This window comes from Proteus sp. TJ1640 (assembly GCF_003144445.1).
Taxonomy (GTDB): domain Bacteria; phylum Pseudomonadota; class Gammaproteobacteria; order Enterobacterales; family Enterobacteriaceae; genus Proteus; species Proteus penneri.
In genome coordinates this window covers 269,987-290,253 of record NZ_PENY01000021.1, presented here as the reverse complement: position 1 = coordinate 290,253, position 20,267 = coordinate 269,987, and the positions used below count along the sequence as shown (strand labels likewise).

At 39.8% G+C, this 20,267-nt stretch carries 16 protein-coding genes; 1 reads left to right on the top strand and 15 read right to left on the bottom strand.

Annotation, left to right across the window (positions count from 1 at the left end):
* Nucleotides 1-324: 324 nt before the first annotated feature.
* From pbpC to trmJ, 13 genes are all read right to left on the bottom strand, one after another.
* Nucleotides 325-2,646: a peptidoglycan glycosyltransferase PbpC gene (gene pbpC, locus DK861_RS08765; protein ID WP_109399854.1), complete on the bottom strand. Its 2,322-nt coding sequence runs from the start codon at nucleotides 2,644-2,646 to the stop codon at nucleotides 325-327.
* Between the two features lie 48 nt (nucleotides 2,647-2,694).
* Nucleotides 2,695-7,788, bottom strand: coding sequence for an alpha-2-macroglobulin (locus DK861_RS08760; protein WP_109399853.1), 5,094 nt, complete (start codon nucleotides 7,786-7,788; stop codon nucleotides 2,695-2,697).
* 289 nt (nucleotides 7,789-8,077) lie between these two features.
* Nucleotides 8,078-8,503, bottom strand: a complete 426-nt coding sequence (locus tag DK861_RS08755; protein WP_109399852.1) for an enhanced serine sensitivity protein SseB C-terminal domain-containing protein — start codon at nucleotides 8,501-8,503, stop codon at nucleotides 8,078-8,080.
* A gap of 27 nt (nucleotides 8,504-8,530) precedes the next feature.
* Nucleotides 8,531-9,826: an aminopeptidase PepB gene (pepB, locus tag DK861_RS08750; protein WP_072063240.1), complete on the bottom strand. Its 1,296-nt coding sequence runs from the start codon at nucleotides 9,824-9,826 to the stop codon at nucleotides 8,531-8,533.
* Between the two features lie 280 nt (nucleotides 9,827-10,106).
* On the bottom strand, nucleotides 10,107-10,301 hold the full coding sequence (gene iscX / locus DK861_RS08745; RefSeq protein WP_006533441.1) for a Fe-S cluster assembly protein IscX: 195 nt from the start codon (nucleotides 10,299-10,301) through the stop codon (nucleotides 10,107-10,109).
* A gap of 15 nt (nucleotides 10,302-10,316) precedes the next feature.
* Nucleotides 10,317-10,652 carry an ISC system 2Fe-2S type ferredoxin gene (gene fdx, locus DK861_RS08740; protein WP_006533442.1) on the bottom strand — a complete coding sequence of 112 codons (336 nt, stop codon included), beginning with the start codon at nucleotides 10,650-10,652 and terminating at the stop codon, nucleotides 10,317-10,319.
* Between the two features lie 2 nt (nucleotides 10,653-10,654).
* Complete coding sequence (hscA, locus tag DK861_RS08735) at nucleotides 10,655-12,505, bottom strand: Fe-S protein assembly chaperone HscA (protein ID WP_109399851.1); 1,851 nt, start codon at nucleotides 12,503-12,505, stop codon at nucleotides 10,655-10,657.
* 11 nt (nucleotides 12,506-12,516) lie between these two features.
* Complete coding sequence (gene hscB / locus DK861_RS08730) at nucleotides 12,517-13,038, bottom strand: co-chaperone HscB (protein WP_109399850.1); 522 nt, start codon at nucleotides 13,036-13,038, stop codon at nucleotides 12,517-12,519.
* A gap of 48 nt (nucleotides 13,039-13,086) precedes the next feature.
* Nucleotides 13,087-13,410, bottom strand: coding sequence for an iron-sulfur cluster assembly protein IscA (gene iscA / locus DK861_RS08725; protein WP_006533446.1), 324 nt, complete (start codon nucleotides 13,408-13,410; stop codon nucleotides 13,087-13,089).
* 89 nt (nucleotides 13,411-13,499) lie between these two features.
* On the bottom strand, nucleotides 13,500-13,886 hold the full coding sequence (iscU, locus tag DK861_RS08720; RefSeq protein ID WP_006533447.1) for a Fe-S cluster assembly scaffold IscU: 387 nt from the start codon (nucleotides 13,884-13,886) through the stop codon (nucleotides 13,500-13,502).
* Between the two features lie 24 nt (nucleotides 13,887-13,910).
* Nucleotides 13,911-15,125, bottom strand: coding sequence for an IscS subfamily cysteine desulfurase (locus DK861_RS08715; protein ID WP_072063243.1), 1,215 nt, complete (start codon nucleotides 15,123-15,125; stop codon nucleotides 13,911-13,913).
* Nucleotides 15,126-15,193: 68 nt separating this feature from the next.
* Complete coding sequence (gene iscR, locus DK861_RS08710; RefSeq protein WP_006533450.1) at nucleotides 15,194-15,688, bottom strand: Fe-S cluster assembly transcriptional regulator IscR; 495 nt, start codon at nucleotides 15,686-15,688, stop codon at nucleotides 15,194-15,196.
* A 131-nt stretch (nucleotides 15,689-15,819) separates the two neighbouring features.
* Nucleotides 15,820-16,548 (bottom strand): tRNA (cytosine(32)/uridine(32)-2'-O)-methyltransferase TrmJ, encoded by a 729-nt coding sequence (gene trmJ, locus DK861_RS08705; protein ID WP_072063244.1) that lies wholly within the window; start codon nucleotides 16,546-16,548, stop codon nucleotides 15,820-15,822.
* Between the two features lie 124 nt (nucleotides 16,549-16,672).
* Here trmJ and suhB point away from each other — a divergent pair, with 124 nt between their 5' ends.
* The gene (gene suhB, locus DK861_RS08700; protein ID WP_006533452.1) at nucleotides 16,673-17,476 is read left to right on the top strand and encodes an inositol-1-monophosphatase; all 804 of its coding nucleotides are present in this window, start codon (nucleotides 16,673-16,675) and stop codon (nucleotides 17,474-17,476) included.
* An 85-nt stretch (nucleotides 17,477-17,561) separates the two neighbouring features.
* Here the strand turns inward: suhB and DK861_RS08695 are convergent, their stop codons facing one another.
* Nucleotides 17,562-18,716 (bottom strand): 3-phenylpropionate MFS transporter, encoded by a 1,155-nt coding sequence (locus DK861_RS08695; protein WP_167426087.1) that lies wholly within the window; start codon nucleotides 18,714-18,716, stop codon nucleotides 17,562-17,564.
* 91 nt (nucleotides 18,717-18,807) lie between these two features.
* Complete coding sequence (gene glyA / locus DK861_RS08690) at nucleotides 18,808-20,061, bottom strand: serine hydroxymethyltransferase (protein ID WP_072063246.1); 1,254 nt, start codon at nucleotides 20,059-20,061, stop codon at nucleotides 18,808-18,810.
* Between the last annotated feature and the right edge of the window lie 206 nt (nucleotides 20,062-20,267).

Below are 20,267 nucleotides of genomic sequence, written 5' to 3'. Positions count from 1 at the left end.
TTTTATTAATGATAACTTTTTTTATCTCTTTTATCGCAGATCATGGAAAAACGAATCAAAAACCGCATTCCCTGCAAAAAATAGTGCTCGATTATAGGAGGATAAAAATGAATTGCACAGATTAAACACCCTTTTTTTTAAAAAACTGTGGCAAAAAAGTTATGAATTATCGATCTAATCACATTTTTGACGCTTTCCATGTTCAAACTTAAAAATAACAATAAAAAAGAACCGAAATGACACACGATAAATAGCCTCTTTGTCTTTATTAAAACTTATTTTAGTGAAAAATCACTCAGTTCTCGTTTATCTCATCGTTTTAGTTTAACGAAATATAAAATTAACCATATCTGTTTGACCACTTAAATCAAGCACCGATAATTGGTATTTACCTCGTTTTTCTAGTAAATAAGAGAACGTTTCCCCATTTTCAGTCTTCCCTATTTGTTCACCATTTAAAAACCACCATTGCATACCACTTCCACCTTGCGTAGAAACGGTTATTTCAAGATTAGTTTCACCAGGCAATGGTCTTAGCAAATCACCCGCACGAATACCCGAAATAAACAAGGGAATAATGTCCTCTTTGATTGGTGGACAAGTTTCAGAAATCGGTGGTAGGCGTTTTGCTCTACGCTCTTTTTCAGGTAACCATGCTTCTAATGCTATCGGCCATAAAGCAATATCTTTTAGCTCTGCATTAGGGCAATTAGGCCCTGTGCGTTTGCCTTTATCATCTAACCAAATTTTTTCGTTGATCCCCAAAATGCCTTCTTGGCTATCATTTAATAAAGTTGGCGGAATAGTGTTATCTAAGATCCAGCTTCGACGACTGACTCTACAATTGCTATCTTCTTTCGGTAATGCCTTACCTGTTGGCCAACAGATTGTTGCCGCAGTTACACTATTAGGACGTAAATCTGTTGGTGGTCTTTGTTTATTTTGATAAAAATAGCCAGTTAATAAGTTATTGACCTGATTCATAATAGGAACAGCTGTCGCAAAGCCAAATTGCCCAGCAACCGGTGTTCCATCAGGCCTGCCCACCCAAACGCCAATGGTATAGCGTGCATTTACACCTATAGACCACGCATCCCGATAACCATAACTTGTCCCTGTTTTCCAAGCCAAAGGAACAACAGGTGAAATTGCGCTATCTGGACGAGGTCTGGCTTCTCCGGCTAATATTCGCCTAATAATCCATGCTGATCCTTGTGACATCAACACCCGGTTTTCTATTATTTGTTCCGGTTTAAAACGTAACGGTGCTGTTTTTCCTTGCCTTGCCAACGCACTAAAGGCAGAAACAAGCTCATCCATTCGTGTCGCAGTTCCTCCTAAGATCAGCGCTAAATTAGGTTCTGAACCATAAGGAAAGCGCATTTCAATATGGTTATGACGCAATTTTGCTGCAAATTTCTTGGCACCATACACTTCGATAAGTTGCACCGCAGGCAAATTTAAAGAGCGACTTAGTGCTTCACTGGCACTGACCGCCCCATTAAAACCAGAGTCAAAATTACCAGGACGATAATTATCAAATCGACGAGGAACATCTTGTAAGAGTGATTCTGCATGAATAAGCCCTTCATCTAATGCTAGCGCATAAATAAATGGCTTTAATGTTGAACCTGGTGAGCGCCATGCACTAATCATATCGACATGACCAAAGCGCGAATTGTCATTAAAATCGGCAGAACCGACATACCCTTTCACACTCATATCCGTATGATCAACAACCAATATGGCTAAGGATGTTTTATCTGCTAATTGATACTTCCATTGATTCGCAATCTCTTCAAGTTGCCGTTGAATATTAATATCAATCGTTGTTGTAATAACAGGCTCTCGCTTTTCGTTATACATACGACGAGCCAGCAATGGCGCTAATTGTGGTGTTTGTCTTGGTGCTAATAAAACCTGCTCTTCTTTGATTTCATTAACTTTTTCTTGTGACCATATCTGATATTCTGCCAGCCTATCTAATACTTTATCTCTAGCTGCTTGAGCACGTTCAGGGTATCTATCTGGTCGTAAACGGCTTGGCGCTTGTGGTAATACCGCCATCAATGTCGCCTCTCCTGCAGATAAATCAGCAGGTGATTTGCCTAAATAAGCCCAACTCGCTGCACCTATACCTTCTAATGTACCGCCAAAGGGGGCTCTATTGAGGTAAATCTCCAAAATTTCATCTTTTGAGTAATACCACTCTAATTGCAAGGTACGCCAAAGTTGTTTGATTTTTCCCCCTAAAGTACGGGAGTGAGGATCAATAAGGCGAGCCACTTGCATTGATAATGTGCTTCCGCCCGACACTATTCTTCCGGAACTTAGATCTTGCCATGCTGCTCGTAATATCGACATTGGATTAACACCAGGATGTTGATAAAACCAGCGATCTTCATAAGTAATTAAGGCTTCTAAATATTCAGGAGAGACATCATCGAGCTTGACATGGTAACGCCATACTCCTTCTTTATCGGCAAAGCGCCAAAGAGGTGTACCATCTTGCGCCGTAACAATAGTCGCAATTTGAGGTTCAGGATCAGGGAGAGGCCAAGTTTTATCTGCGATCCAGACTAAAATCGGCGTTGCTAGAAAAAATATAATGATAACAGCAATAAGCCGTTTATATCCTAGTTTCATTCAATCACTCAAAGGAAAAAGCCCTTTCCGAAGAAAGGGCTACAAGATTTAAGGAACAACATCAATCTTGGTTTCTGTTGCTCCTATTGCACGCCAATAAGGCACATACATAGATTCAACTTGTGGTGGTGGTACTTGGTAGCTACCCGGTGTCACAGCTCTGGCTAAATATAGCAATGTCGTTGGACGATATTTATCAACAGAGATAGCGGCAACAAAGCGATCATCACGATATTCGAGATGTTTGATATTTGCTTGCCCCATGTCGTCGATAAATTCCTGCAAGTCTGCAGCACTATCGCTTAAGCTTGCACTACTTGATGCTAAGTTTTGGTTTTCGATTTCAAGACCAGCAGGTAATAAATCAACAACTAATGCATCAGGTACATCTCTATCAGCAGAAACTTCCAGTTTAACCACCAGCATTTCACCACTTTGTAAGCGATTAGGATGAACGCGGTTTCCTTTTAAATCATAATAACTACGATGAACATTTAATACATTACTATAAGGAGCAGGCGCAACTTTCGGGTAGCCCACGATATTCATACGAGAATAAATAGTGGCTCCACCACGATTGTTTAGCTCTAAACCCTCTTGTAATTGCGTTGATGTTAATGTCTCATTAACTGCACGATCGCTACTGATTGCAGGGACTTGACGATTAACAGCAACTTCCCAAGGCTGTTCTGCCATATTAATGAAGAAACGGCCGGCAAGGTATAACGAGTTACTTTCTTGGGTTGAGAACCATTCACGACTGGTTAAATTATCAGATAGTGCCATCACACTTGCATCACGAGACTGTGTTTCAAGGTTATTTTCACTTAACAATGCAATAATTAATGCTTGGTCACGAATAGTGCTACCGTAGTCGCCTAATCCATAATTATATTTACGCGTTGTTGTCACACCTTCAGCAATTAAACTTTCAGCGCGGTTGCTATCACCCATCAGTTTTAGTGCGATGCCTAACTGAACTAAGGCTAAGCCATTTCCAGCTTGGTTACGCTCAAGATAAAGACGACGTAATTCGCCTAAAGGTGCTTTTTGCTGATTAGCTAATACTAACGCAGCATAAGCCCTAGCTGAGAAACGTGCTGCATCTTGATTAACCGCATATTCATAATTAACTAAGTTTTTATCTTGTAAATAACGTAATAAGCGATCATTCGCACGTTTTAATGAATCAGCAGGAACTGAATAACCTTGTTGTGACGCACGGAATAAGAAATCAGTCGCATAAGCGGTTAACCAATATTCTTCACGTCCCCCCTGATCCCATAAAGAGAATCCGCCTTCTGATTTTTGCATCGTCAGCAGATGCGCAATACCTTTATCAATAGCTGCTTTTCTATCAGCGTCAGTTTGCGTTTTAATTCCCAACTGTTTCAACTCTTTTTCTGTTGAATACAGTGAAGGATAAAGCCCACTAACTGTTTGTTCTAAGCAACCATAAGGATAAGCAAATAGTTCTCTAACATAACGCGCCACTTGTAACGGAGGACGGCTTGTCAGTAATAGTTCGCCTTCAAGCGTTGAGTTATTAAAGCGGCTTAAACTTTCTGATGGTAAGCGCCAAGTGTCACCATCTTGCAATGTACTTGCATAATGGATCGTTTCTGCTGGGAATGCAGGGCGAACACCAATATTCCATGTATTGTGATAAGGCTTAATCTCTTCACCCGGTACTTTAATACCATAAATAGACAATGAGAATTCACCTTGACCAAAGCCATGTTTCGCTTTTACTGGGATTTGAATTTGAGTACGTTCACCTTTCGTTAGCGAGACGGTTTTACTTTCAGCACCACCTAATCCGACCAAACCTGAGGCGGTATAATTTAAGGTAATAGATTGCGCATCATCTGTTAGATTGGTTAAATCTAACGATAAAAGAGCATTATCACCACCCGCCATAAAGCGAGGTAATGAAAGCTGAGTGACTAAAGGTGCAGCAATAACAACTTTACCCTCTTGGCTACCAAATTTATCCGCAGTCCAAGCTTGCGCCATTAAACGAACTTCACCATTAAACTCAGGAATAGGTAAAGAAACTTCACCTTCACCTTGCGCATTTAATTTTACAGGAGCTGATTGTTGCGCAATGATTTGCACATCCGTTAATGGTTTTTTACCACCACGAGATAATGCAGCAGCTTCACCACCATCCCCACCAAAACGCAAGTTAGCTAAACGCCCTTGCCCTTCAATTAATTGCCCGTAAACATCATATTGGTCGATGCTGTAACGTTTACGACCAAAGAAAGCATCGTAAGGATCAGGGGTTTTATACTCGGTGATATTCAATACACCAGTATCAACTGCAGAAACCAATACATTAATATTTTCAGGTAATGGTTGACCTGCAACTGGATTCGCTTTTATGCGGATTTTTAAATCTTGGTTAGGACGAATTTTTTCAGGTGCATCAAGTGAAATATCAATACGACGGTTTTTATCCTGTAATGGTAAATGTAAAATACCCACAGCACGTTTTACTGTCGCTTGTTTTGAAGTATCTCCCGGTCTTACAACAACAGAAGTCAGATAGAGATCGTGTCTTGCCCACTCTTTATTAATAGGCACTTCAACATCAAGCCCTTTTTCAGGTACATCAATTTCCTGCCACCATAAAGGTCCATTACTTGATTCCAGTAATACATAACCTTTGCCTGGGTGAGGAGCAACAATGTTTAACTTAACTTTTTCACCCGGTAAATAACCATCTTTATCCAGTTTCAATTTAACTTGGTCTGGCCTTACCGCACCTGTTCCCCCCGTGTTGTCCATCCAAGAATACCCAGCCCAGAAACGTAAGCTACTGACTAATTCTGTTTTGGGATCGACAACCTCAATACGATAAGAACCCCACTCAACGGGGAATGCCACTTTTGCAGTGCCATCTTTAGCAATCTTGATTGTCTGCTCATCCATTTGTAGATCTTTTTCGTTATAGCCAGATTCCCAGCCATTCGAACTAGACCAACGCCAGTAATAATCATGACGTTCATAGATAAACTTCACTTTAAGATCATTAGCCGGTAGTTTTTTACCATCTTGATCTGTATAGACAATCTCAAATTCAGCCATTGAGTTTTCATCAACGCTATAACCTGATTTATATTTGTCTGTACGGTAATCGTAAACTTCTTTTTTAGGGAATACAGGACGAATGCCAGCAAGGTGAGTTGCAGGCCAAACCGCTTGTTGATAACGACGCGTAACAGGTCGTCCACCCGCTTCAAGTAAGCTTGCTTGTAAAATAATATTGATAGGTGATTTCAGTTCAGCATAGCGATCACTATCAACACTTAATTCACCTTCTCCGTCAGAGTCTAAATTAAGTTCAAACTCATCCAGTAGACGGCTGAAGTTTTCATCTTTTACCGCACCAAATTCATAGCCTGGTAATTTACTGACAGCTTCACGTGAAGCTTTTAAGAAAACTTGTCCTTGTAAACGATTATCAGCAGCTGGTGCGCCATAAAGATAACGCCCTTTAATGTCAAAATAAGCGTCATTACCGCTTAATATAATTCCTTTCTTACCAGTGATTTCTAATGCCATACGTTCTGGCATAAAATCTTCAACCTGAAACTCATAGAAACGAGGAGTACCATCACCTACATCAAAACGTAGGGTACGTGTACCCGTATTTTCATCCTCAGGAATAACCAATTTTAATTGGTAAAGTCCATTTTCAGGTTGCCATACAAAACTACGTGACACTTGCCCGTCAGTTTTAAGCAGATCGACTTTAACAGGTTGCTCTTTAATAGGATTACCATCACCGTCACGTAGCAAGGCATTAACGATTAATGTTTCACCAGGACGATAGAGATCGCGAGGACCGAAAGCAAAAAATTGTTTGCTATAACCTTGAGGGCCACCGATATCAAACTCAGAAAGATCAAGCGCAGGTTTACGCAAATCAATCATACTAGTTTGACCATCACGAATAGCCATTAATAAACGCGCTTTATCACTTTTCTCAAGTGTGGCATGTCCTTGGCTATCTGTTTGCGCTTTAGAAATCAACCCACCTTTTTCATCTAACAGACGAATTTCTACTTTATCTAATGCAGAACCATTTTTAAGTGATTGAGTGAAAACATCTAGCGAATCAAGGTAACTGTGCATCGACAATCCGATATCACTAAAAGTGAATACCGTAGCCGGCACCGTATAAGAGTATTTACCGGCTTGTTGCATTACAGCAATATAGGCACCTTCTTTTTTCAGGGCATCTATTGATTTTAACGGTAATAATACGTTTTCACGGGTATTTTTTTCTGTGTTTAACTCAAAACGACCGGTATAAACCAGATCAGCTTGAGATAAAAATTCATCTGATTCCCAATAGTTAATATTAGAACGGTTTTCCCATTGCGTTAAGAATTGCGCTAATTGATCATCTTTAACACGGAAAAAATTTACATCAACTTGACCCACATTTAACGCAATAATCGGTAAACCTTCAGCAGCTTCAAGTGGCAGTAACGATCCCTTACTGGTGAAACCAACTGATGGAAAAATTTCTTCTGTTGTTAATTTCTGACTAAAAGGTGTCGTTAATGTACGTTCATTAATACCTTTTATTTTTTCATCAATTGTTAAATTTAATTCTGTTGATGGTGGTAAATGGCGAAAACGCAGTTCCATTAAGTTATCAGATAACTCCCACGCACCTTCTAATTTCCCTTTTTTGGTATCAACAAGATGAATAACATCATCAAACTTTTGGTCAGGATCAAGCGGTACAGAGAAGGTCACAACCATTGTGCTCGCACCATCACGCTGTAATTCTGATGCATCTAATACAGTGACTTCTTTTCCAGCAAAGCGCATTGCTAACTCATCACGAACTTCTTTGCTTTTTAATGCAGTTTCGTTATTTGTTTTTGTTGTAACTGCCGATTTTTCACTGATTTGAGTTTCTGTCTTTGGTGTGTTCTGAGCAGCATCTTTTTGCTCAGTCAATTGTGTATTTTGTGTTTTATCAGCAGATGATGTGTTTTCATCTGCTTGATCATCACAGCCAGTAAGCGCCAATGCTGATGCCAATACAACAGCAAGAGAGCTCCAACGATAGCCTCTCTTTTCTGTATATTGTCTAAATTGGTTTTGGTTCATATCCATTTCCTTTAATTCAACCCCTGAATAATGCGATGTTTTCTGCAGACTGAGATAATATATGTATTTCTTCATTCTAATAAGGTAAAAAAATAACTCGATAAGCTATTTTTTACCGTGTAAAACGAAATAAATGACAATACAAAATCGCTTTATTTTTACTTTAAAAACAAAGCCTATATAAAACAAAGCGTTATATAAAAATATAAACAATTTACTAATTTAATCATTTTTCTATTATAAGATAAAAAAAAGCGATATCTGATGAGATATCGCCTAAATTTAGCGGGCCGATTTAACTATCCAGATTAACTATCGGGATCCCTTTTCTTAAAAATCCGCCAAGCTTGCGTTGATAAAAAGGTGATACATGGTGGATCATAAAATGACTTACACCTTTTTCATCTTTATTCACAAAACAAAAATCTAAGGATTGCCCTTCTTCTAAATATTCAAAAACCGATTCAGCCGCTTGTGGGAGTATCTGCGCAATCTCATCTTCTTCGCCAGTTATCTCTAAACCAATAAGATAAAATTCCTCTTCATTATCTTGCTCCTGAGCATTAACAATAAAGGCACGGCGGATTGGTTTATGTTCACCAAAAAACTCGCTAAGTACAGTTGTTAATTTTTCAGGTTGTGGTTCTAGAACACTTAATTTCAAAGAAGAACCTTCAACAGAAACAATTTCTTGTGTCTCAAATTGTTCAGATACACCCATTACAAACTCCGAATCGAATAACGTTTATTATTTTGCTTTTGCTAATAACAGATTCGCGATAGAACGCACACCGTAACCCGTAGCACCTGCCGCCCATTGTTCTACAGAAGATTTTCTGTACGTTGCTGAACAATCGATATGTACCCAACCTTTTTTGTAGTCAGTAACAAAGTGCGATAAGAATGCAGCCGCAGTACTTGCACCCGCAGTATGAGAAGGTGCTGCGATATTGTTTAAATCAGCGAAACTAGAAGGTAATTGACTACGATGAAAATCCGCTAATGGTAAACGCCAGAACAATTCATTTTCTTGCTCAGCGCTAGCCAGTAGCTCTGCAGCTAATTTATCATCAAAACTCAATACAGAGTGATAATCATTACCTACTGCAACTTTAGCGGCACCGGTTAATGTTGCAGCGTCGATAATCAGCTCAGGTGCAATATTGCTGGCATCAATTAAACCATCTGCTAGCACTAAACGACCTTCCGCATCTGTATTCATGATTTCGACTGATTTACCATTACGGTAACGAATGATATCACCCAGCTTAAAGGCATTACCGCTGACCATATTATCTGCGATACACAGCAGTAATTTTACACGTTTATTTAGCCCACGAGTAATCGCTAATGCTAAAGCACCCGCTAACGTTGCTGCCCCCCCCATGTCTGCTTTCATTGAATTCATAGATGATGAAGGTTTAATGCTATAACCGCCTGAATCGAAGGTGATACCTTTACCTACTAGGCATGCAAATACAGGGGCATTGCTATCTTGAGTCGGATTAAAATCTAATGCTAAATAGACAGGATCACGGGAAGAACCGCGACCTACAGTATAAATTCCGGCATAGTTTTGATCGCGCAGATCGGCGCCTTTAGTGATCTTATAGCTGATATCTTCTTTACCAAGACCACAGAAAAGATCAACAGTGCGCTGTGCCAGTTGCTCTGGGCCTAATTCTTCAGCCGGTGTATTAATTGTGTCTCTAACCCAATCAACGATACGAATACGTGATTCTAATTCGTGTTTATCCGCTTCGCTTAATTGTGGCCATTCGATAGAACGAGCGCCTTTAGGTGCTCTAAAGCCTAACCAAAAAGCCCAGCTACGTTCTATATCCCAGCCTTCACCAACAAGAGCAACATTACGAATACCTTGGCTATCAACTTTACGTCCACCACGCTGAATAGCACCTAAACGGTTTTCTTCCGTTAAGTGGATTGTCATGCCTGTTTCGCTAGTGCTAATTAGTGCTTTATCACCCCAACATGCTGCTGCAGGTTCATTAGACAGCATGATAGGCATAATTTGTTTATTCATTTATTATCTCACTTATTATTACTGGTGACAGTTAACCTATTCAGACTACCAGATATTTACCGTTTAGCGTGATCAATTTACTGCAAAAACCCAGAGGTCACCATTATCATCTAGGGATCTTCCGTATTTACATGATATTCCTCGAAGAAGATCGCACAATAAAATCTCCAGACTTCCCTATTTATGGTTATTTTTAACACACTGATAAAGTAAAATATGAACGGTCATAATGCAAAAAGACCGGCAATAAGCCAGTCTTTTAAATTTATGAGGTTATCAATTATTCAAATTCATCAAGCCAAACAAGTAAAATAGCCTCAAGAATTTTTTCATTTGATTTCTGCGGATCATCATCAAAATCTTCTAAATCACAAATCCACTGATGCATATCAGTAAAGCGTACCGTTTTAGGATCAGTGTCAGGGTAAAGATCAAATAATGCTTCCCCTATTTCACGAGTATCACTCCATTTCATACTTGGCTCCTAAAATTAGTGCTCTCTTGCATGGTTAATCGAATATTTAGGGATCTCAACGACTAAATCTTCGTCTGTTACTTTAGCTTGGCAACTTAAGCGACTTTCAGGCTCTAAACCCCATGCTTTATCTAACATGTCGTCTTCAAGCTCAGAGCTCTCTTCTAGTGAATCAAAACCTTCACGCACTACACAGTGACAAGTTGTACATGCACAAGACATTTCACAAGCATGTTCAATCTCAATACCGTTGCGCAATGCAACATCTAGAATAGACTCACCTTCCGTTGCGTCAACAACAGCACCTTCAGGGCACAGTGTGCTATGGGGTAAAAATACAATTTTAGGCATAGTTATATCTCATCCACAGAATGACCTGCCAACGCTTGACGAATAGATGAATCCATTCGACGCGCTGCAAAATCCTGAGTTTGCTTATCCAGTAGTTTAATCGCGTTTTCAATGGCAACAGGATCTGTTCCTTCAACGCTCTCTATTAAGGTATCTACAACTTTGTCGATAGCGCTTTTCTCATCTTCATTTAGCAGATGAGCATCTTCTTCTAATGCCGCAGTTAAACTTTCTAACACGCGTGCTGCTTCGACTTTTTGCTCGGCTAGGCGACGAGCTTGTAAATCTTCTTGGGCATTTTCCATCGAAGATTGGATCATCTTAGCGATTTCAGTATCACTAAGACCATAAGAGGGTTTGACTTGTACTGAGGCTTCAACGCCCGTTGATTTTTCCATTGCACTGACACTAAGTAAACCATCAGCATCAACTTGGAATGTCACACGAATATGAGCACCACCTGCAGCCATCGGCGGAATACCACGTAATGTAAAGCGTGCAAGAGAACGACAATCGCTCACCAATTCACGCTCACCTTGAACAACATGAACACTCATTGCCGTTTGACCATCTTTGAATGTCGTAAATTCTTGCGCTCTGGCAACTGGGATCGTGGTATTACGAGGGATCACTTTTTCAACTAGTCCGCCCATCGTTTCAAGACCAAGAGAAAGTGGAATAACATCTAGCAATAGCATTTCGCTATCTGGTTTATTACCCACCAAAATATCAGCTTGGATTGAAGCACCTATGGCAACCACTTTATCTGGATCAATAGAGGTTAAAGGCTCACGTTTAAAATAATCACCAACCATTTGACGAACTAATGGCACACGTGTTGAACCACCAACCATAACCACTTCTAGAACTTCATCTATTTCAACATCCGCATCTTTTAATGCGCGGCGAACAGATAATAATGTACGCTTTACTAATGATTGAATTAATGATTCAAACTCAGCGCGAGTAATTTCGCCTTTCCAACCATTAATACTGATATCAGCAACATCATTATCACTTAATGCAATTTTAGTTTCTGATGCTACATCCAGCAGTTGGCGTTGTAATATCGCATCTTTTTGATAGCCAAAACCTGCGCGTTCTCTTATCCAATCGGCCAGCATCATATCAAAATCATCACCGCCTAATGCAGTATCACCGCCCGTTGCTAAGACTTCAAAAACACCCTTGGTTAAACGTAAAACAGAAATATCAAAAGTACCACCGCCTAAGTCATAAACAACAATAGTGCCTTCTTTTCCTGAATCTAAACCATATGCAATAGCAGCTGCTGTTGGTTCGTTTAATAAACGTAAAACATGCAGACCAGCACGGCGAGCCGCTTCTTTTGTACCTTGGCGTTGAGCATCATCAAAATAAGCAGGAACGGTAACAACAACACCATCAAGTTCACCACCTAATGATTGCGTTGCACGTTCTGCTAATGTTTTTAAGATGTCAGAAGAGACTTGAATAGGATCGACAATACCCGCCGCTGTTTTAATTAACGGTAAACCGTTGTCATTTTCATGGAAATGATAAGGAAGATTTGGATAACGGCTTATCACATCACTTAGTGAGCGACCCACCATTCTTTTAATTGAGCTTATCGTGTTAGCAGGATCTTTTTCTGCTTCTTTTTTAGCATTCCAACCAACGTTGATATTATCAACTTGATACTGCACGACAGATGGCAATAAATAGCGACCTTCGCTGTCAGAAAGCGCTTCGGCTTGCCCACTACGTACAGTGGCAACTAATGAGTGTGTCGTACCTAAATCAATACCCGCTGCAAGTCGGCGCTGGTGCGGTGCAGGTGTTTGACCTGGTTCACTAATTTGTAATAATGACATAACTGTTTCCCTTAAAAACCATCAAACAAGCGTTCTTCAAGTTGTTCTACTTGCTCTTTTAATTTTGCAAGAAAACGCAATTTTCTCACATTATCTGCAGCAATATCCCAAGTTTGATTATCTAGCGTTTTGACCATTTCATCATGGCGTATTGCGTACATTTTTTCTAAACGCGCAGAAAAATCGGCTAACAAACTTTCCGCTTCAGTACTGTGCTCGATGTTATCCAACTCTTCACGTAATGTGAGTTGCTCTATTAAAAAAGCAGTATCGTGCATCGTTTGTTGCTCATTAGCAATATCGATACCGTTTAATGAGAGTATGTATTCAGCTCTTGAGAGTGGATTTTTTAAGGTCTGATAAGCCTGATTGATGGTTGAAGCAAGCGAGATTGCCTGAGCCTGTTCTTTATCAGATTTACCAGCAAAGCGATCTGGGTGATACTGACGTTGCATATCTTGATAACGTGTAGCAAGTTGCTGTTTATCAATATCAAAACGATTAGGCATGCCTAATAGTGTGAAATAGTCCATACATCTACTCTTGGATTAATTAACGTTAATACCGTGTTTTAACACAAATTACACGGTGAAGCTTTCACCACAACCACACTCATTGGATACATTGGGGTTGTTAAATTTAAAGCCTTCATTTAATCCTTCTTTGACGAAATCAAGCTCTGTTCCATCTAAATAGACCATGCTTTTACCATCAACGATAACTTTCACACCTTTGTCTTCAAAAACAGTATCTTCGTCATTGATGACATCAGCAAATTCAAGAACATAAGCCATTCCAGAACAACCGGATGTTCTTACGCCTAAACGTAAACCTTCACCTTTTCCACGATTAGATAGAAAAGAGCGAACACGATTAGCGGCGGATTCTGTAAGGGAAATTGACATGGCACACCTCACTCATAAAGAACGAAAGCGGATACTGAAAAAAAGTTTCAGCATCCGCCAATATTTTATTTTTTTATTATAAAAGACAATTATTTGCCTTGGCGTTTGCTTTTATAGTCTGCAATCGCTGCTTTTATTGCATCTTCTGCAAGAATTGAACAGTGAATTTTCACTGGTGGTAATTCTAATTCTTCTGCAATTGCTGTGTTCTTAATAGATTCGGCTTCATCTAATGTTTTGCCTTTCATCCATTCTGTAACCAGTGAACTTGATGCAATCGCTGAACCACAACCATAAGTTTTAAAACGCGCATCTTCAATTACGCCATTATCATCAACTTTGATTTGCAGTTTCATAACGTCACCACAAGCAGGTGCGCCAACCATACCACTCCCTACAGTAGGGTCATTATTATCAAATGATCCCACATTACGAGGGTTTTCATAATGATCAATTACTTTTTCGCTATAAGCCATGATTTAACTCCTGAAAACGTCTGATTAATGGTGAGACCATTCGATACTGTTGATATCAACACCTTGTTTATGCATATCCCAAAGTGGAGAAAGATCACGTAAGCGACCAATTGCACTGTGGATTTGTTCAATTGCATAATCTATTTCTTCTTCTGTTGTGAAACGACCCAGAGAGAAGCGAATAGAACTGTGTGCAAGTTCATCAGTTAAACCTAAAGCACGCAGTACATAAGAAGGTTCTAAACTTGCTGAAGTACAGGCAGAGCCTGAAGATACAGCAAGATCTTTCAGTGCCATCATTAATGATTCGCCTTCAACATAGTTGAAACTTACATTAAGAATGTTTGGCGCAGTATGTTCTAAAGAACCGTTGATATAAACTTCTTCGATATCTTTAATGCCATTCCATAAACGTAAACGTAATTCGTTTAAGCGTTTAGTTTCATCAGCCATTTCTTCTTTCAAAATACGGTAAGCTTCGCCCATACCTACAATTTGGTGAACGGCTAATGTACCTGAACGCATACCACGCTCATGTCCACCACCATGCATTTGTGCTTCTAAACGAATGCGTGGCTTACGACGAACATAAAGTGCACCGATACCCATAGGGCCGTATACTTTATGCGCAGAAAGAGAAAGTAAATCAACTTTTAACTTAGAGAGATCAATAGGTAACTTACCAACGCTTTGTGTCGCGTCTACATGGTAAATAATCCCTTTGCTACGGCATAATTCACCGATAGCAGCAATATCTTGAACGACACCAATTTCGTTATTTACATGCATGATAGAAACTAAAATAGTGTCTTCACGCATCGCTTCTTCAAGCTCTTTCAGGTCAATCAGACCATCACTTTTTGGTGCTAAATAAGTAACTTCAAAACCTTCACGCTCAAGTTGACGACAAGTGTCTAAAATGGCTTTATGTTCGGTTTTTGAAGTGATGATGTGCTTACCTTTTTTCTGGTAAAAGTTAGCAACACCTTTTAGTGCGAGATTATCAGCTTCCGTTGCACCTGATGTGAACACAATTTCACGAGGATCTGCACCGATTAAATCAGCAATCTGATTGCGTGCAATATCGATAGCTTCTTCTGCTTGCCAACCAAAACGGTGTGAACGAGAGGCTGGGTTACCAAAAATGCCATCAATAGTCAGACATTGCATCATTTTTTCAGCAACTCGTGGATCAACAGGAGTGGTTGCTGAATAATCTAGATAAATGGGTAATTTCATTGCTCACTAACTCCAAAGACGACGGATCTTCTTTAATAATTTTGTTTTTGCCTACCTAGAGATCGCCGTTAAACTCGCATATTAACAATGGTTTCTTGTAAACGACCATTTATAGCATGGCGTTTTTCATTGTCTTGGCGATCGGCGACATCCATAACCTCTTCGTTATTTACTAACTCTTCAAGGCTGATACTGCTTAGGAAACTGGTTATACGATCACTTAAATCACGCCACAAAGTATGAGTCAGGCAACGATCACCACCTTGACAACCTTCTTTATTACCCTGACAACGAGTAGCATCGACAGATTCATCAACCGCAGAAATAACTTGAGCAACAAAAATTTGCCCTGCATCACGGCCTAATAAATAGCCGCCACCAGGACCACGAACACTTGCAACTAATTCATTTTTGCGCAAACGTGAGAAAAGCTGCTCAAGATAAGAAAGGGAAATCCCTTGGCGCTCTGAAATATCAGCGAGGGGGACAGGACCTTGCTGTGAATGCAATGCAACATCAAGCATTGCAGTAACTGCGTAACGCCCTTTTGATGTCAGTCTCATAACAAATACTCCGTGGTGAACAATAATCAAATTGTGTCATTCCTGAGTAATTTAGTCAACTATTTATCCGAGTGTTTTAGTCAAGTATTATACTTGGTCAAAAGTTGACTTAAGTTAATCAACTTAGCCCTCTATTTCTTAGCCCATTTCTCAACTGACGTTAGAATACCACGCAAGATATGAAGTTCTTGTGTTTCTGGGCGCGCACGCGTAAATAGACGGCGTAAACGGCTCATCACTTGTCCCGGATGTTTAGGACGAATAAAGCCAGATTCATTAAGCACCTGTTCTAAATGAACATAAAAACGTTCTATATCATCTGCGGGTGGATAATCAATCTCTGATGGGCTATTTTCCTCTTGTTTTTCTTCTTGGGCAAGTGCTGCCATACGAATTTCATAACTAACAAGCTGGACAGCCATTGCTAAATTTAAAGAACCATATTCTGGATTAGTCGGAACATACAAATGAAAATCACATTTTTGTAATTCTTCATTGGTTAAACCTGTACGTTCACGACCAAAAATAATAGCAACAGGCTTATGTTTCGCTTCCATAACACAGCGCTCACCGCATTCACGAGGTGCAAGCATTGGCCAAGAAAGTGTACGGCTACGAGCACTTGTTCCTATAACTAAACCACAGCCTTCAATCGCTTCATCGATACTATTAACAATATGTGCATTGCCAATAACATCACTTGCGCCTGCTGATAAGGCAATAGAATGTGAATCCGGTTTTTCTTTTGGATTAACAAAATAAAGATTGGTTAATCCCATGGTTTTCATAGCTCGAGCAGTAGAGCCCATATTGCCTGTATGAGAAGTTTCTACAAGGATGATGCGAATATTTTCTAACATTGATTTCTTGTTAATTGCTTTGTGATCCATCTATTTTATCACAATTGTAGCCAGAAACACGAATGTCTGTTATACTTTGGCACGTTTTTTATCCTCGTTCTTTAACATCTTGTGGAAGATAACCATGCATCCGATGCTGAATATTGCCATACGTGCCGCACGTAAGGCTGGTAATTTAATCGCCAAAAATTACGAAAATCCTGAATCTGTAGAAGCTAACCAGAAAGGTACCAATGATTTTGTCACTAACGTTGACCGTGACGCAGAACAAGCAATCATTGAAATTATCCGTAAATCTTATCCAAAACACACCATTATTACGGAAGAAAGTGGCGAGTTACTCGGTGAAGATCACGACATACAATGGGTTATTGATCCACTTGATGGCACCACTAACTTCATTAAACGTTTTCCACACTTTTCTGTTTCTATTGCTGTACGCATTAAAGGCCGTACTGAAGTTGCTGTTGTTTACGATCCTATGCGTAACGAATTATTCTCAGCCGTTCGTGGTCAAGGCGCACAATTAAATGGTTATCGTCTACGCGGCTCTAATGCTCGCGATTTAGACGGTGCAGTTCTTGCGACTGGTTTCCCATTCAAAAGTAAACAACATTCAGCCGCTTACATAAACATGTTAGGCAAATTATTTGTGCCTTGTGCTGATTTCCGTCGCACAGGTTCAGCAGCATTAGATTTAGCTTATGTTGCCGCTGGTCGTGTTGATGGTTTCTTTGAGATTGGCTTAAAACCTTGGGATTTCTTAGGTGGCGAATTAATCGCTCGTGAAGCAGGTGCTATCGTTTCTGACTTTACAGGTAACCATGGCTACTTACAAACAGGTAATATTGTTGCCGGTAACCCTCGTGTTGTCAGAGCATTATTAGCTGAAATTCGCAGCGAATTAACAGATGCGTTAAAACGTTAATTTCGTTGATACGAATAAAATATAAAAGAAAAAGATCTGCAATATCAAAGGATATTGCAGATCTTAATTTTATGAAATAAACGAATTAGGTATTTTGAGGCTGTACTTTGGGTCTGATAAACATGGCAGGGATCGTTAATGCAGCCATTAACCAGAAGATCAACGATTCTTGGTTAGGCAGTTTTTCATACAACCAACCAGATACAATAGTCATAATCGCAATACTCCCTCCCATCGCTAACGCTGAATACACCGCTTGCAGACGAATAATTTCGTGCTCTTGACGAGCACTAATAAAGCGCATAGCAGCTAAATGACACACTGTAAACGTACCACTGTGTAAGACTTGAACGACAATAAGCGCGGGTAATGCAGTAAAACTTCCCATTAATCCCCAACGTAAAAGCCCAGCAAAAGCAGAAAGTAAGAGTAGATTTCTTGCGCTCCAACGACGGAATAAACGATGGCTCAGCATAAAAACAATGACCTCTGAAACCACACCTAATGACCAAAGATAACCAATAGTTGCGGTGTCATAACCTGCTTTTTCCCAATAAAGTGCACTAAAACCATAATAAGCTGCGTGTGCACCTTGCAGTAAAGAGACGCATAGCAGAAAACGCCAAACTGGCCCATCTGAAATAAGTTTTATAAAGGAGACGTTATTGTGTTCTGCTTTTTTCACTTTACCCTGTGGCATAACTTTAGGACGAAGCATAGATGTCAGGAATAGAGCAAAAGTACTGGCAATCAACCCATAAAGAATAATGGGATGCCCAAAAACATCAATTAAAACACCTAGCAGTGATGAGCTAATAATAAAAGCGATTGAGCCCCAAACGCGGATTTTTCCATAGTCTAAAGGAAACTGTTTTTGCCATGTTCCTGCTAGAGAATCGCCTAAAGGCACCATAGGTGAAAAGAAAACGTTAAATCCTGTCATCACAAAGAATAACCATGCCCAATGGCTACCCATCATAAATGCAACAGTAAAAAGTAATGAGAGAAAAGCAAATAATCTTAATGCAGTGATAAGTTTTGACGGATCTTTTACCGCAGGTGTTAAAATTAGGCTACCAACAAAACGTGCGGTTAAACCTACACCTAATAACAGACCTATCATTGCAGGATCAACACCCTCTCCTTTTAGCCATATGGACCAAAAAGGTAAAAAGATGCCGTATGAGAAGAAATAAGTAAAATAATCTAAGGCAAGCCACAATGTTGATGGAATAACCATCCAATCCCCCATTTTTAAGATGCAAAAAAACCCGCCAAGAACAAGTTCTCGAAGCGGGCTTGTACAACGGGTTTATTATATCGTTACAAACTTATGCGTAAACTGGAAATTTAGCGCAGATATCCAAGACTTTTTGTTTCACTTTCTCAATGTTCGCTTCATCATTGATATTATCAAGGACATCACACATCCAACCGGCTAATTCACGAGCTTCCGCTTCTTTAAAACCACGACGTGTAATTGCTGGAGAACCGATACGAACACCAGAAGTTACAAATGGGCTACGTGGATCATTTGGTACACTGTTTTTGTTAACAGTGATATTTGCACGACCCAGTGCAGCATCTGCATCTTTACCTGTGATGTCTTTATCAACTAAGTCTAATAAAAACAGGTGGTTTTCAGTTCCGCCAGACACTACTTTATAACCGCGATCTAAGAAAACGTCTACCATTGCTTTCGCGTTTTTGGCAACTTGTTGCTGATAAACCTTAAATTCTGGCTCCATAGCTTCTTTTAATGCAACCGCTTTACCTGCAATAACATGCATTAAAGGACCACCTTGAGAACCAGGGAATACAGCAGAATTCAGTTTTTTATAAAACTCTTCATCGCCACCTTTAGCAAGGATAAGACCACCACGTGGGCCTGCTAATGTTTTATGCGTTGTTGTTGTAACAACATGTGCATGAGGAACTGGGTTAGGATAAACACCCGCAGCAATCATACCCGCAACGTGCGCCATATCAACAAACAGGTAGGCACCAATGCTATCTGCGATTTCACGCATTTTTGCCCAATCAACCAAACCAGAATAGGCAGAGAAGCCACCAATAATCATTTTTGGTTGATGTTTTTTAGCTTGAATAGCGATATCTTCGTAATCAATTTTTCCTGATTCATCAATACCATAAGGTACGATATTATATAGTTTACCAGAGAAGTTAACTGGTGAACCATGAGTTAAGTGACCGCCTTGCGCTAAGTTCATACCTAAAACAGTATCACCTGGTTTTAATAATGCCATATAAACAGCGGCATTTGCTTGAGAGCCTGAGTGAGGCTGTACGTTAGCGTAATCTGCACCAAATAATGCTTTTGCACGATCGATAGCCAGTTGCTCTACAACATCCACATACTCACAACCACCGTAGTAACGTTTCCCCGGATAGCCTTCAGCATATTTATTTGTCAGCTGAGATCCCTGCGCCTGCATAACACGAGGGCTGGTATAGTTTTCAGAAGCAATTAGTTCGATGTGCTCTTCTTGACGAGTCACTTCACCTTCCATTGCATTCCATAATTCTGGATCGTAATCAGCAATATTCATTTCACGTTTTAACATTCACATCTCCTGACTCAGCTAACTTCACTAAAGACAAACTCCCATATGGGAGAAAGAATGGCATACAGTGTAAACTCTTTTTCTTCATTGAGATAGCCCCTAATGAAAAAATACGCAATCGTTTGCCATCCAACTAAAACAGCACATTATTACTTTTTAACAACCTCATTTTATCCTGTGCTTATTCCTCTTTTTGAGGCACATCT